At 40.4% G+C, this 13,621-nt stretch carries 10 protein-coding genes; all 10 read right to left on the bottom strand.

Annotation, left to right across the window (positions count from 1 at the left end; all coding sequences use genetic code 11):
• Positions 1 to 29: 29 nt before the first annotated feature.
• The 10 genes from ligA to KJA62_RS01425 all read right to left on the bottom strand — a co-directional run bounded on the left by ligA (position 30) and on the right by KJA62_RS01425 (position 13,616).
• Positions 30 to 2,045, bottom strand: coding sequence for an NAD-dependent DNA ligase LigA (gene ligA / locus KJA62_RS01470; RefSeq protein ID WP_213318276.1), 2,016 nt, complete (start codon positions 2,043 to 2,045; stop codon positions 30 to 32).
• A 3-nt stretch (positions 2,046 to 2,048) separates the two neighbouring features.
• Complete coding sequence (locus KJA62_RS01465) at positions 2,049 to 3,935, bottom strand: SUMF1/EgtB/PvdO family nonheme iron enzyme (protein WP_213318275.1); 1,887 nt, start codon at positions 3,933 to 3,935, stop codon at positions 2,049 to 2,051.
• 176 nt (positions 3,936 to 4,111) lie between these two features.
• Complete coding sequence (locus KJA62_RS01460; protein ID WP_213318274.1) at positions 4,112 to 5,104, bottom strand: hypothetical protein; 993 nt, start codon at positions 5,102 to 5,104, stop codon at positions 4,112 to 4,114.
• Positions 5,105 to 5,169: 65 nt separating this feature from the next.
• Positions 5,170 to 5,484: a hypothetical protein gene (locus KJA62_RS01455; protein ID WP_213318273.1), complete on the bottom strand. Its 315-nt coding sequence runs from the start codon at positions 5,482 to 5,484 to the stop codon at positions 5,170 to 5,172.
• A gap of 245 nt (positions 5,485 to 5,729) precedes the next feature.
• On the bottom strand, positions 5,730 to 6,125 hold the full coding sequence (locus KJA62_RS01450) for a hypothetical protein (RefSeq protein ID WP_213318272.1): 396 nt from the start codon (positions 6,123 to 6,125) through the stop codon (positions 5,730 to 5,732).
• A 429-nt stretch (positions 6,126 to 6,554) separates the two neighbouring features.
• Positions 6,555 to 7,280, bottom strand: a complete 726-nt coding sequence (locus KJA62_RS01445; protein ID WP_213318271.1) for a hypothetical protein — start codon at positions 7,278 to 7,280, stop codon at positions 6,555 to 6,557.
• A gap of 611 nt (positions 7,281 to 7,891) precedes the next feature.
• On the bottom strand, positions 7,892 to 8,230 hold the full coding sequence (locus KJA62_RS01440; RefSeq protein ID WP_213318270.1) for a hypothetical protein: 339 nt from the start codon (positions 8,228 to 8,230) through the stop codon (positions 7,892 to 7,894).
• Positions 8,231 to 8,488: 258 nt separating this feature from the next.
• Positions 8,489 to 9,979 carry a transglutaminase family protein gene (locus KJA62_RS01435; protein WP_213318269.1) on the bottom strand — a complete coding sequence of 497 codons (1,491 nt, stop codon included), beginning with the start codon at positions 9,977 to 9,979 and terminating at the stop codon, positions 8,489 to 8,491.
• Positions 9,980 to 10,117: 138 nt separating this feature from the next.
• Positions 10,118 to 12,727 carry an ATP-dependent Clp protease ATP-binding subunit gene (locus KJA62_RS01430; RefSeq protein WP_213318268.1) on the bottom strand — a complete coding sequence of 870 codons (2,610 nt, stop codon included), beginning with the start codon at positions 12,725 to 12,727 and terminating at the stop codon, positions 10,118 to 10,120.
• 76 nt (positions 12,728 to 12,803) lie between these two features.
• The gene (locus KJA62_RS01425; RefSeq protein WP_213318267.1) at positions 12,804 to 13,616 is read right to left on the bottom strand and encodes an MlaD family protein; all 813 of its coding nucleotides are present in this window, start codon (positions 13,614 to 13,616) and stop codon (positions 12,804 to 12,806) included.
• Positions 13,617 to 13,621: the final 5 nt, after the last annotated feature.

Genomic DNA, 13,621 nt, shown 5'->3' with positions numbered 1-13,621 from the left:
AGAAATCTTTGTAAACAAAAATTTAAAAACTAAAGCGATGCACGAAAACCTTCTTCATCAAGAATGGTTATTCCTAATTCTAAGGCTTTCCTGTACTTTGACCCAGGAGAATCTCCCACAACTAAATAATCCGTGGAAGAAGAAACAGAAGAAGATACCTTACCCCCTCTGGATAAAACGGCTCTCTCAGCCTCTTTCCTTGTAAATCCTTCTAAAGTCCCCGTGATAACGACAGTCTTATTATGGAAGGTAGAAGATTCATGATTCTCTAAAGAAATCTTGGTAGGCTCTATAGAAACCCCTAAAGATAGCAGCTCCTTGACCTCTCTAGAATTCTCTATACAAGAAGTAAACCGGACTATAGATTCCGCTACTTTTTCTCCTACCCCCCCGATAGATACTAATTCTTCCTTGGTTGCCGACCAAAATGCCTCTAAAGTTCCATAACGCCTTGCTAGAATTTCTGCAGTACTGGCCCCAACCAGAGGTATTCCCAAAGAAAAAATAAACCTCCCTAAAGAGATATTTTTAGACCTCTCTATGGAGTTTAGGATATTCCTTACAGACTTCTCCTTAAATCCAGGAATCTTCTCAAGATCTTCTCGTCTAAGCCGAAAAATATCAGATCGACGAGTCACTAAGCCTATCTCAAATAATTTGGAAATAATCTTAGGCCCTACATGATCCACATCAAAAGCAGGTTTGCTGACAAAAAAATGTAACCTGCCTATCTCGCTAGCCGAGCAAAGAGGATTCCCACAGCGGACGAGAACCTCACCAGCTTTCCTCTCAACCTTTGAGAAACAAACAGGACAAATATCCGGCATACTCCAAGGTTTACTACCGTCTGGTCTTTTGGCTAAGCAAACTTTCACAACCTTGGGAATAATATCCCCCCCCTTCTCTATGAGTACACTATCCCCTACACGAATATCTTTTCTTTTCACCTCTTCCTCATTGTGAAGAGTTGCCCGAGATACTATACTGCCAGAAAGAGATACAGGTTCCAATAAAGCAACGGGAGTCAACACTCCCGTTCGCCCGACCTGAATCACGATGTCCTTTACAAGGGTCTCCGCTTGCTCCGGGGCAAATTTGTAAGCTATAGCCCAACGGTAATGCTTTCCTGTGGCTCCTAAAAGATCCCTAGCGTCAACATCATTGACCTTGATGACCACGCCATCAATTTCCATAGGTAAATCGTCCCGTATTTGCTCTATGTTTTGAATATATTCTTTAGCATCTTCGAAAGATGTGCATCTAGAGGGACGACTATCGACAGGAAACCCCATTTCAGAACACAGAAGGAGTGCGTCGTAATGTGAAGATAGCTTCTCACAAAAATCTCCTAGAAACATCCCATACATAGAAATATGCAAATTCCGTCTACCAACTTCTTCTGGAGACAATAATTTCAAAGTGCCCCCAGCAGTATTCCTCGGGTTCGCGAACAAAGGCCTTCCCTCCCTCGCTTGCAACTTATTAATCTCTTCAAAAGCCACCTTAGGAAGGTACACTTCTCCTCGGACATCAAAAACCGGAAAGCGTGCCGCATACTCATCTGCCAACCGTTTAGGAAGATTTCTTATCGTTCGAATATTTGCTGTAATGTCCTCTCCAACCCTACCATCCCCTCTGCTAAGAGCTTGTTTAAAAAAACCTTTCTCATAATGCAAAGAAACAGCGATGCCATCTATCTTCAATTCTGCTGTGTATTCAGGAGAAAAACCTAGTATTTTTTCTATTCGATCAAAAAACTCGCACAATTCCTCCATAGAGTACGCGTTAGCAATAGACAACATCGATACTTGGTGTGACGCTACCGTGGCACCTTTACTGATGTTGTCCCCCAGTTTTTCGGTAGGAGATGAAGGTACTTTCCAATCCGGATGTTTTTTTTCTATACTCTCTAATTGTCTTACTAAACAGTCATACTCATAATCTGAGATGCTTGGAGCATGCAAAACATAATACCTATAATCATGCTCCTCCACTAACTTACACAGATCTAGATAGGCCTGTTTATCCACAAGAACACCCGTCATTATCTACCGAACATCTTTAGCGCAACGGAACCCGTAAGTGCCGTTAACTGTTCCAGGATTATTTCGATGTCGGTGAGAGACTCTCAAATCCTCCTTTAAACTCTTCCAGCATCCACCCCGAAGTACCCTATACACCCCTTGTACAGGCCCTTTAGGAGCATAAGGCTCTTGAGAGGAATGCTCGTAATAATCATAACCATACCAATCAAAGCACCATTCGTAAACATTACCGGCCATGTCGTATAAACCTACGGGATTTGCCGGATAACTCATCACCGCAGTGGTATCAGAGCTAAAGAAATTTGCCTGAGTTTTATCTAAATCGTTACCGTTAGGGTAACTTACACATAAACCAGCCGAAGCTGCAATCTCCCACTCAGCTTCTGTCGGAAGTCGCTTACCAACCCACTCTGCATAGTAATAAGCCCCATACCAAGTCACTCCCACAACAGGATGCGCAAAATATCCAGGTTCAACGACAAATTTACCTGCAGTCCTACGAATCCTAGACTCCTTAAAACGAATAAAATCATTACAATTTTTGTCTTTATCGTTACCACAATGCTCTAAAAACAAGATAAACTGCTCATTTGTAACTGGATGAATATCCATAAAAAAAGCATCTAAAACCACTTTGTGAACAGGCTGTTCATCTCTACTACCACTCATAGACCCTCTAGAAAATTCTCCTCCCTCGACGAGCACCATATCTGTGAGCAGGGGTTCTACTTCAACAGGCAATCTTCCTTTCTCCTTGTATTGGCTAACAACCGGCTCCCTAGATAATATTGCTTGTAATATGCCTGTATAACCTTCCGAAAGATCTTCTTCCGCGCTTTCTTGCCCATACGAAGTATCCATGGCTTCATCAATAGACTGCGCCTCCACCAAAACAAATTCTGGTTTAACTACTTCATTAAAAACCTCATCAGGCAAAGAAACACCCTCAGAGACTTCTTCTTTTACTAAACTAGAAACCTTAATGGATTCTTCATCTGCAACATTCTTAATCTCAACTTGATCAACAACTCCAGAAGCAATATTTAAAGCTGAGGAAACAGGTGCCTTCTTAAGGATCAATGAGGACAGAGAAACTATCTCTTTGCTATGCTCTGAGAAGGAAACTTGAAAAAGTCTCTTCCAATCGTATGAATAATCCCGCTCCTCTAAAAAGTCCATTGACCTGTTGATAGGAAGTTTCCGCGATAACAAAAAATAGGCTAATGCTCCAAAAGCATGCACATCTTCTTTCCTTTCATCCTTCGAACCATAACTAGAAGAACGGAAAGCGATATCCTTTGCTATAGCAAGATATAACTCCCTGGCAGTCGTTTCTTGAAAGTTACATGTGAACAAAGCTCTAGGGAAATGCTCTCTTAACAACTCTCCAAAACCAAACTCCTGGATAAAAATTTGGAGTTTTCCGTCAGATTTCTTTAGAAAAATTTTATCTGGGTGCAACTCCCCATGATTAACACCCATATTATGGGCGTAATCTAAAATTTCCGCTATACCTTCCAAGATGGCGACAACTTCTGATTCTCCAATTGGAGTCCGGTTTCCAAAAACATATTGAGTAAGGGTAACAAACGCGCCAAAATCTTCTTCGTAAGCATTAACTAAAAAATACCTATCTTCAAACGAAGAAACATTCTCTATTTTAATAATTCCCGGGTGGTCCAAGGCTGTCAGGCGAACAATCAATTCCTGAAACCTTCCAAAGAAAGACTCTTGCTCTAAAAACTCTGAGGATAACACTCTTAGGTAGTACTTTTTTTTGATAAACCTGTGTTCAGCTAAAAAACTTTCGCTCCACAAATCCTTGCCAAGACGCTTGATAATCCTATAATCTCCAAGAAACTCCCCTTGAAAACTACTAACTTCTACCATTAGACAAGCTCCTCAATCCCTCAAAAAATATCAGACAGACGTCCACGCTAATATATTAAGCATCCTGGAAGATTGCAAGCTTTCTATGCTAAAGTATGGCCAAAAAGAAAAGGCCTTTCGAAGAACCCAAGAGGTTTTCAAAAAGCCTTTATACGCATTAGTGATGACTGTAGTTACTACTCCACACCCTCGAAGTCGCCATCTCCACCGCCTGATTCTCCTTCTTTTCCGAACTCGCTTTCTGTTTCTGTACCCGAAGAAGGAGTCGCCACAGATCCTGCTGAACCGGAGAAGCTTGTCTCACTAAAGCCTGTAACACTAGTTTGTCCTAAAGATATTCCAGTCAAACTCCCTGTTCCGCTAGAGTAGCTTGTCGCAATTCCTCCAGACGTTACGACAGGCCTAGTTAGAGCAATACCTGTCCCTCCCTTAGATTCAACAGACGAAGATACTTTTTCCTGCAATCTGGCTTCTAAAGCAACCTTTTGCTCCTCAAGATCCTGAATTTTAGATTCTAAAGACTCTCTCTTCTCTTCCAGCTCCTGCACTTTACACTCCAGCTCAAGTTTTGCTATACTTGCTTGGACTTTTTCCTCTTCGGAGGTTTGCAAACCAGCTTCCAACTTCATCTTTTCAACGCCCAATTGAGCTTTCTCTGCTTCAAGCTCTTTCACTTCAGACTCTAATTTGGCAATCTTCTCCTTAAGAAGTGAAGCTTCAAGTTGCAGATCTGCTCTATCCGACTCAGCTTTTTGAACTCTAGACTCTAAAGCAGATTTTTCTGCTTCAGCAGCTTCCTTATCATCTCTAGCTTTCTTAGCAACTTCTTCCAATTCTGTCTTTTCTGCTTCAACAGCAGCTTTAGAAGCTAAAACGGAGCCAAAAAGCTTAATGAAAGCAACAGCAGATACAGCTACCAAAGCCAACCCCAAAACAGCAGAGCCCAATGCTGCCATAGAAAAAGCACCTGTAAGAAGAGTCGCTCCAACTCCCGTCAAGAGAGCACCAACAATGGCCGCAACGAGGATAGCAACCCCCTTAGCTTTGGTTAGCTGATCCGAATCTTTAATCGTGTTGACAAAACCAGAGCAAGCTTCCTTAACCTTAGAAGAGTAGTTCGCCCATCTATCTGCACAAGAAACACCAGTACTATTAGCTTCAACTGACATAAAATCCTCTTTTTTATTTGTTAAATAAATTCTTAAACCGTTTCCCCTAGAGAAACAAAAAACATCTACTTTTTACCGCCTAAACAACTGCAAATACTTATCCCCGACATCTTCACAATCCATGCAATCGAAAGAGCCAACAGAACTATGCCAAGTGCTATGCAAATAGCCCCAGACACAACTAAAGCCCCACCGGAGACAGCTCCTCGAAAACAAGCCCCACCAGAGAGGAGAGACGTCACTCCCAGAAAAAATACGATTCCAACGATCGCAGCCCGAACTCTGTCCACACAAACTCCAGGCCGCATTCTAGACACGTGACCAAGACCGACATCTTTACACCCCAATCGGGTCATGACATTTTTGCAGAAAAGCTTCATAAGAGTTACTCCAAGAAAAAGCTTAGCGGGACATTCTAATACAAACTGATTTATATGAAAATAATTTATATAACACTGTAAACCAAAAACCTAACTTCTAAACACTCAAAAAAAACCATTATTCAAAATATTGAATCTAAAAGCTCAAAAATAAACAGTGAGAAAAAGATTTTAAAAACCAAAGAACCCCTGTCATCTCTATAAATAAGACAACAGAGGTCCTCCACCGCTAGAGAAGCCTAAAACTACTTCTTCTTAGATTTTACTTTATCTCCACCACCAGATGCTTGAGGAGTCGATGAAGCATCTTTCCCTTCCGCTTGACCGTCCACCTTAAAAGCCCTGCAAAGCTTAATAAGCATCAGAACGGAGACCACAGCCAAGGCAGCCCCTGTTACAATTAGTGCCGCACCAACATTTGCAGAGACAAAAAGCCCCAAAGCACTAGCAGCTGTAGTAGACGCTGCCAGAGCAAAAAAGGCTGCTACAGCAGCTACAACAGCCACAACTGCATATTTAGCTTTCGATGCACTATCCACTGCACCAAATAATCCACCATAAATACCCTTTACAGGAGACATGAGCTTCTCAAAAGAACATAAACTTTGACTTTGTACCGATGTACTACCTTCAACTGACATAAAATCCTCTTTTTCTTATCTTGCAAAATCAACAAAGCACTGCTTTTACCACAAAAAACCTGTCCTCTAAAGCGAAAATGGCCCTAGTCACTTCACAAAAAGCTCCTCAGAAAGACCTATGCAATAGAAAACATTGCAGAAAAGTTTCGTGCACTAAGCTCTCTAGAAATGAGTCAGAAGTCATGAAGCAACCGAAGAAACGATCGCCGCGGACGCCCCCACCACACTGATAAGAAACCTTCCAACAGCGCAGAAGAAAGGATCCACGAAAAGCCCTAAAACAACCCATCCGGAAAAGCTTAGCGGGGCATTTTATTAAAAAAAGGTTTATATGAAAATAATTTCTATAACATTCTGACTGACAAGGTTAAAAGCAAGGCGTCCGGCTATCAACCTATAATCACAAATTCCTTGAAGATAGACTCTTTCTCAGTCAGGGAAATTCTGCAAGAAAAGCTCTTTCAATCGAATATATTTTTTCTCTAAGTCCAACCCTACTGCCTTTTCCTTTTCATACACACTCTCTGGTTCTTTTCTGTCATAGCTCTCTGTGACCCCTACTACTGCACTTTCTTCTCCAGAATCATCGTCACTCGATGATCCACTTGTTTCCACGCCATAATACCCATAATAACTGCTACTTCGAGGACGTAGACTAATTTGCTCAGTAGAACCTTTTTTCCCTCCCCCACGAACACTACTACTTCGGGTACGAAATATGATTCGTCTTCTTTTCTTTCGTTTTTTAGCACAACTGTCTGCTTTCATAGGACGATCTGTCTCTCTTATTCCAAGAGATTTTCTAATATTTGGATCCTTAGATTCGGACAAATCGAGTTTATGCCGGATCCAATAACTCCTAATCACTATGACGGCAATTGCTAAAGCTATAATTAATCCTATAACCGATAAAGAAATGACCGTCACAGGTGACGAAGCTATCAACCCAAATAGTAACTCCGCACCAAAATGAGTTAATAACCCACCCATAGCAGCCAAGATTGATGCTGCAATCGTTGTTGTTTTAGACACTCCTGAAGAATTTTTGCATTCATAGGATCCTTCAGAAGATCTTTTAGAAGGTTGTCCACCCAAAGAAATTGAAAAATTACCCCACGATCCAGAACATAATAATTTTATTCCGTCACCTGCCATGGCTCTCTCCCTTTCAATAAAGACTCTAAACTATAGTTTGCATCCAAGATTTATAGCCTGTAGGTAAGATGAAACTAGCTATAGGGCTATACACCAAAACGCTAGCCCAAAGCCCACTGGAAGCTTTTCAAGCCGACCCACTAACCCACTAACCGAACAATCAAAGGACTACAATTTTGAAAAGAACCCTCTCGACCCAAAAGAAAACCCTTAAGGAAAAAGAGGATGGCCTTGACTACGAAAAACCTAGGGAGGATCTCCCTTACCAGATGAAACTTCTTTCCCTGAGCGCGGAAACACCCCTTAGTTTTCCCACAGAAAAACCATATCAATCAAAACTCTCTTTTCAAAAAAATTTTTGACAATGCATTCTAGTGAAACAGCGTTTATATGAAAACAACTTATGATATGCTCTCAGTTCTATAAAAACCTTTTGCAAAAAAAAAAACTCCAATGAGGAGCTCAAGAGAATAACTACCAATTTGTTAGGATCAACTCCTAAATACAAAAAAATTATCCTCCAGAAAAAGTACTACGATGTGTTTCTTCGTTCATATCACTAACTTTTACATTCAAGACTAATCAATCGCTGTCATGTAAGGTCTCATTTTCTAGTTCGCAGGGTCTTTCACCATTTCTTCATTACGTAACATACCCTTGCCAATCCCTCTCTGAACGTAAAATCGAGAAAATTTAATTAAAAGTATCAAAGACACGGCTGATAGCATGACCCCGGCCGCAGCCAAACTGAGACCAGCAACCGCACAAATTACTACATTTCCTGAAAGCAAACTCAAACCCACATGCGCTACGATAACCCCTATGACGGAGGCAATAACCACTGTCATCACCTTGATTTTGGTAGTAATAGTCGATCCCGAAGTCTCTCCGAAAAAATCTGAAGTATCATTTAAAACGTTAAAACAAAAACTCTCTACTTTACTGGACATCACAACCTCTCCTTCTATTTCTCTTCCCGAAAGACACCATCAATTCACATTTTTAAACAACAAAGGCCAAAATGCATCCAAGCTTTATTTTCCCAAAAATCTATTAGTAACATTTCTGAAAGCTTAACTAGTTCCCATGTAAGCAAAAATTGCAGAAGTAACACGATTACAGAATAAGGAAGACAAACGATCCTAAAAAAACTCGCGGAACATTTTAGTGGAAAAATTTTTACATGAAAATATTTTCAAAACAAATGATTACGGAGCAACCCTAGCGACCCGGGTCCGCATTTTACGCACAGCATACCAACCCGAGTGTTTTTTCAAAGAAAGCTCCTCGCCTTTCGTCAGCATTATCTTGGCCTTTAGATAATCCATTCTTTCCAAATACAACTGGCACAAAGAAAGAACTAACGATAAGTTGTCCGAATCCCTGGAATAACAATATTCCAAAGTATTTAGAGCTTCTCTAGTCTTCCCTAACTGAAGGAAAATAGAGGCCAATTTGCGGCGAGCATCTAGAAAATCAGGATATTGATCACTAACCCATTGGAGCTGCTTACCATAGCTCAACAAATCTTCGTAAGAATCTCTTGGTTCAGAAAAAACGATTTCCAAAGCACCCTTCCCAATTTTACCACTTAAGTATTGACTTGCTATAGAATTCTTATTCGAACTTTTGTCTAACACACTTTTCAATAACTTTTCTCCTTCGGTTTCTTTCCCAGACAATATAAGAGATATAGCCAGCAATTCTTTTAGTAAAGAATCCTGCAAAATGGATGCGGCTTTTTCATAGAAATGCGCTGCCTGCCTATAATTTTTGGCATACAGAAAAAAAGACCCCTGGTTCATGAAAGTTAATCCTACAACTTCCTTCATAGAGCGTTGCGTCAGCCCCTCAATATCAATACTCTCGTATCGCTCTGTTTCATAGTGACACCCTCCAGCTGTGGTCTCAATATTGAGATACTCACCTGAAGATTTCAGATACCTCAAATATATGTGCCCAGGGGGAGTAATAATTTCTAGTGGAACTCCAAGTCTTTGGGCTATACATAAGTACAAAGAAGAAACCCCTAGACATACTCCAAATTTACCACTAACCACCGAAGACAAAAGAGAAAATTTCTCTTCAAACATTTCTTTCTTTGAAGGATAACGGATACCCATTTCCTCAAATAGCAGTGTATTAATAGCTGAGATCAACGAAATATGTTGCTCCTCTTTATCTCTACACTGATCACCCCTTTGGGTTTTTAAGAAATAGATTGCACGAGCACGCAAAGCCAATACATCTAAAAATAATGAGTACCAAGCAATCTTCTGTTCAACATCAGAGTTTTCGTTGAATTCACTAGAAATTAACTCTCTACCTAAATCTATCTCGTCCTTGATACCACTGGAAAACTGATCATGGAGCCAACAAACTGCTTCATGATTCTCATGTGAACCTAAAAAAACATCATCTCCAGATTCCAGGCCAGCTCGAGCGACTAAATTTGCCAATAACAGAACCAGATGAGCGGGGCAACCTGTTAGTTGTTGTATCCACGCAGCGCTGTCTCTGTCTCGACAAAGAGTTTGATAAACACAATATGACTCCAAGGAACTCGGATTCAATCCCCAGATTCTTTGCCCAACCTTCGGCGACAACCACCCAACCAAAGAAGAATCTCTGGCTAAAACTCCTTGATTAGATAATATAAAACCACAAAGCAGAACAAAGGAAACCACTCTTCTATTCATAAACCTTCTTATTTAGTAGCTAGAATTAATCTAGAGGTAGTACTACCTATAATGGTCTTTTAAAGAACTTGCAAATGGTTTTACATCCTTATTCAAACAAAATTAGGCTACATCTAAATAAAACTTTTTTAACCAGCATCAAGCCTCCTCGTCTACGCATTGCTTAAAAAGCACAATATCACTGGAAACAAACAGTTTGATCGTTGTATTAGGTTTGATATCCCCCTTTAGAAAAGCTTTGGAAAGCATTGTAACAACTCTCTGTTGGATTAACCGTTTTAGCGGTCGAGCTCCGAAAGAGTAATCATACCCTTGCTCACTAAGATACAAAATAAGAGAATCATCCCAAATTAGTTTGACATGTCTTTCAGCCATTCGTTGAGCAACTCTCTTCATTTGAATAGACACTATTTTTACTAAATCTTCCTTGCTCAATGGCATGAAGGGAAGAATTTCGTCAATTCTGTTAATAAACTCTGGATTAAAATACTTCCTAAGAATAGGAGAAACTATAGAAAGAATCTTCTCTTTACTTATTTCGTGTCCTTTTTTGTTGCAATAGTCCGCTAACTCTTGAGAACCTATGTTAGAAGTCATGATAAACAGCGCATTGCGGCAATTAACTTTCCGTTTTTTATTGTCTGTTAGTTCCCCGTCGTCAAACACTTGGAGCAATATATTAAATACCTCTTTGTCTGCTTTCTCTATTTCGTCAAACAACACGACGGAATAAGGCCTTCGACGCAAGGCCTCAGACAAACTCCCCCCCTCCTCATAGCCTACATAACCTGGGGCTGCTCCTATAAATTTGGAGACAGAGTGCTTCTCCATATACTCCGACATATTAAACCTAACCATAGCATCCTCTTTGTTAAATAAAAGATATGCTAAAGCCTTCGCCAGTTCTGTCTTACCAACACCTGTGGGACCAAGAAATAAAAACACTCCTAGAGGTCTTTGTGGATCACTTAGCCCAACACGAGCAGCCCTAATAGAATCACTAACGGCAGCAACAGCCAAAGGCTGCCCAACAACCCTCTCTTCTATAGATTCTTCCAAAACGAGGAGTTTATTCGCTTCTCCTTCGAGCATTTTTTGAACAGGAATGCCCGTCCAATTAGCAACAACCTGAGCAATTAACCTTTCATCAACCTCCTCCTGAAGCAATCGATTATCCCGATTGCTGAGAGCTGTTTCATCTTTTCGGATTTCTTCTTCTAATGCTGGAATTAAGCTATACCGCAGCTCTGCTACCCTATTATAATCTGCAACACGTTCAGCCTCTTCCTCGGCAAACTTCATACTCTCTAAAGAGTTCTTCTTCTCTTTTAATCCCGTAATAAGATTTCGTTCTTCCTCCCAACGTAGTCTCAAAGAAGCTAACTCCTCTTTAACTCCATCTATAGCTTTTTGTAAAATTTCTGCCTCATCTTGGTAAGAATGACTTTTTTCTCTCTTCACAGCCTCCTGCTTAATAATTAAAGCCGATAACTCTCTTTCTTTCTCATCTATAGGCAAAGGAAGACTTCCTATCTGCATACGAATCAAGCTTGCGGCTTCATCAATCAAATCAATGGCTTTATCAGGTAAAAACCTATCCGTGACGTACCTATAAGACAGATGAACTGCAGCGTTTAAGGCTCCCTCAGTGATCCTCACTCCATGAAAAATTTCATACTTCTCCCTGAGCCCACGCAAAATAAAGACAGCATCCTCCAAAGAAGGCTCAGCAATAAATACCGGTTGAAAACGGCGCTCTAAAGCTGCGTCTTTCTCAATATATTTTTGGTACTCGTTCAAAGTGGTTGCTCCGATACAATGCAGTGTGCCTCTGGCCAAAGCTGGTTTTAGCAAGTTCGCCGCATCCATAGCTCCTTCCGTAGCACCCGCTCCTACAAGCGTATGGACTTCATCAATAAATAAAATGTGCACTCCCTCGGAAGCTTCTACCTCCTGCAATACGCTTTTTAACCGCTCTTCAAACTCTCCTCTATACTTTGCCCCGGCTATCAATCCCCCCATATCCAACACAAATAAGTTCTTATCCTTAAGACTTTCAGGAACATCTCCTTGCACTATGCGTAAGGCCAATCCTTCCGCTATGGCAGTTTTTCCCACCCCAGGTTCTCCAATTAACATAGGGTTATTTTTTGTTCTTCGAGATAAGACTTGTATAGTCCTGCGAATTTCTTCGTCCCTACCTATGACTGGATCTAATTTCCCGTCTCTAGCTAAAGCTGTAAGGTTTTTGCAATACTTTTCCAACCCTTGCATATTAGACTCTGCCCCAGGGGAATCCATGCGACTTCCTTTCCTATTTCTTTTAATTAACTCTCTAACCTCGTCAATAGAAACCTTAGTAACTTTTTTCCAAGAAGCAAACGGCTCCTTAGAAGATTTCCAAAATGCCAATACTAAATGATCCCCAGAAACGTATTCATCTCCCATTTCTTCTGCTTCTAAATTTGCATCCAACATGATAGCATGCAGGCCCTGAGCAAACTTTGGCAAAGCATCTGAGGAATCGCTCTCCAAAATAGGTTCCCTAGACAAAGCTTCATTGAGAGCCGTTTCCAGCAACGAGATGTTGTCGTTAATGCTTTTCAACGTCAGATAAAACAACGATTCTTTGTTATCTAAAAGAGCCAAGATAAATCGATTCTCACTAACAGTGGGTGCTTGAGCTTTTTTGGCCCCTTTAACAGATTTCTCTAATGCTTCCTGTACTGCTTCCGAAAACTTGTCCATGTACTCCCTAATCGTTAAACCAGAAGTCGTTCATAATCTTTAAAGGAAATAAAAGAAAAGAGAAAAAACCCCATCCTTATTCCTTAGAAACCACTTCTTGCCTTTTCAATTTTCTCTGTTTATCAAATCGTTTCCAATCTCTGTTGTACCGATAAAAAATCCCATAAGAACGAATATCACTCGAAATTTCTTCTATGTTTTCCAAAACGTCTTTCACACTGTTTGAATGCACATTTTCTAAACAATCAGCCATTCTGTCTGCACTTTTTTTCACAGAATTGGCTGTAGCTACAAGCTTGCTAGTCAAAAACTCATTATCATTATTTACTAAAGATTTCTTAATAATTTCTGAGACGGAAATTATGGAATGTGACACGTTAACAATTTCTTCTGAGGCTATATCCACTAAATCCTGAACAAGCTTAGTGAAGTCTCCTATTTGTTTAACAGGATCCTTGTTAACACCGAAAGATAATGATTGAGGTAACAACAAATTCTCAGGAATTCTCTCCTTGGTCTTTGGAATTATATGTATTACCCGCTCCCCTATAATTCTCGGAGAAGTAATAGTGAAAGCGTCTTCCTTGTAAACTTTTACGGAATCGTCTAGACGAAGTATCAGCTCATAGGCATACAAGTGCCCCAAAGAATCAGACAAACCACTATCTACTATGCTGCGAATGCCAACAACACTGCCTATATGTTTACCCGCAAATAAAACTTCCGCTCCCTTAGAAACACCTCCAATATCTGTGAAAGCAACACGAAATTCTTGGTTTCCAGAAATACTTCTCTTAGAGAAAAACCAAATTATCGACGAAAATCCTAAGATCCCTAGTAAAACAAAGATTCCAAGGGAAAACATAGTTTTTCTTTCCAAAGACTCCATACTAA

Source organism: Chlamydiifrater volucris (genome assembly GCF_902806995.1).
Classification (GTDB): domain Bacteria; phylum Chlamydiota; class Chlamydiia; order Chlamydiales; family Chlamydiaceae; genus Chlamydiifrater; species Chlamydiifrater volucris.
Note: the sequence above shows the minus strand (reverse complement) of the source record. Positions and strands in the feature narration are given on the sequence as shown.

Excerpts from the sequence above, each read along its gene's own strand:
- KJA62_RS01460 (WP_213318274.1), bottom strand. The coding sequence starts at position 5,104 with ATGTCAGTTGAAGCTAATAGTACTGGTGTTTCTTGTGCAGATAGATGG.
- KJA62_RS01455 (WP_213318273.1), bottom strand. The coding sequence starts at position 5,484 with ATGAAGCTTTTCTGCAAAAATGTCATGACCCGATTGGGGTGTAAAGAT.
- ligA (WP_213318276.1), bottom strand. The coding sequence starts at position 2,045 with ATGACGGGTGTTCTTGTGGATAAACAGGCCTATCTAGATCTGTGTAAG.
- KJA62_RS01450 (WP_213318272.1), bottom strand. The coding sequence starts at position 6,125 with ATGTCAGTTGAAGGTAGTACATCGGTACAAAGTCAAAGTTTATGTTCT.
- KJA62_RS01425 (WP_213318267.1), bottom strand. The coding sequence starts at position 13,616 with ATGGAGTCTTTGGAAAGAAAAACTATGTTTTCCCTTGGAATCTTTGTT.
- KJA62_RS01435 (WP_213318269.1), bottom strand. The coding sequence starts at position 9,979 with ATGAATAGAAGAGTGGTTTCCTTTGTTCTGCTTTGTGGTTTTATATTA.
- KJA62_RS01430 (WP_213318268.1), bottom strand. The coding sequence starts at position 12,727 with ATGGACAAGTTTTCGGAAGCAGTACAGGAAGCATTAGAGAAATCTGTT.
- KJA62_RS01465 (WP_213318275.1), bottom strand. The coding sequence starts at position 3,935 with ATGGTAGAAGTTAGTAGTTTTCAAGGGGAGTTTCTTGGAGATTATAGG.
- KJA62_RS01445 (WP_213318271.1), bottom strand. The coding sequence starts at position 7,280 with ATGGCAGGTGACGGAATAAAATTATTATGTTCTGGATCGTGGGGTAAT.
- KJA62_RS01440 (WP_213318270.1), bottom strand. The coding sequence starts at position 8,230 with ATGTCCAGTAAAGTAGAGAGTTTTTGTTTTAACGTTTTAAATGATACT.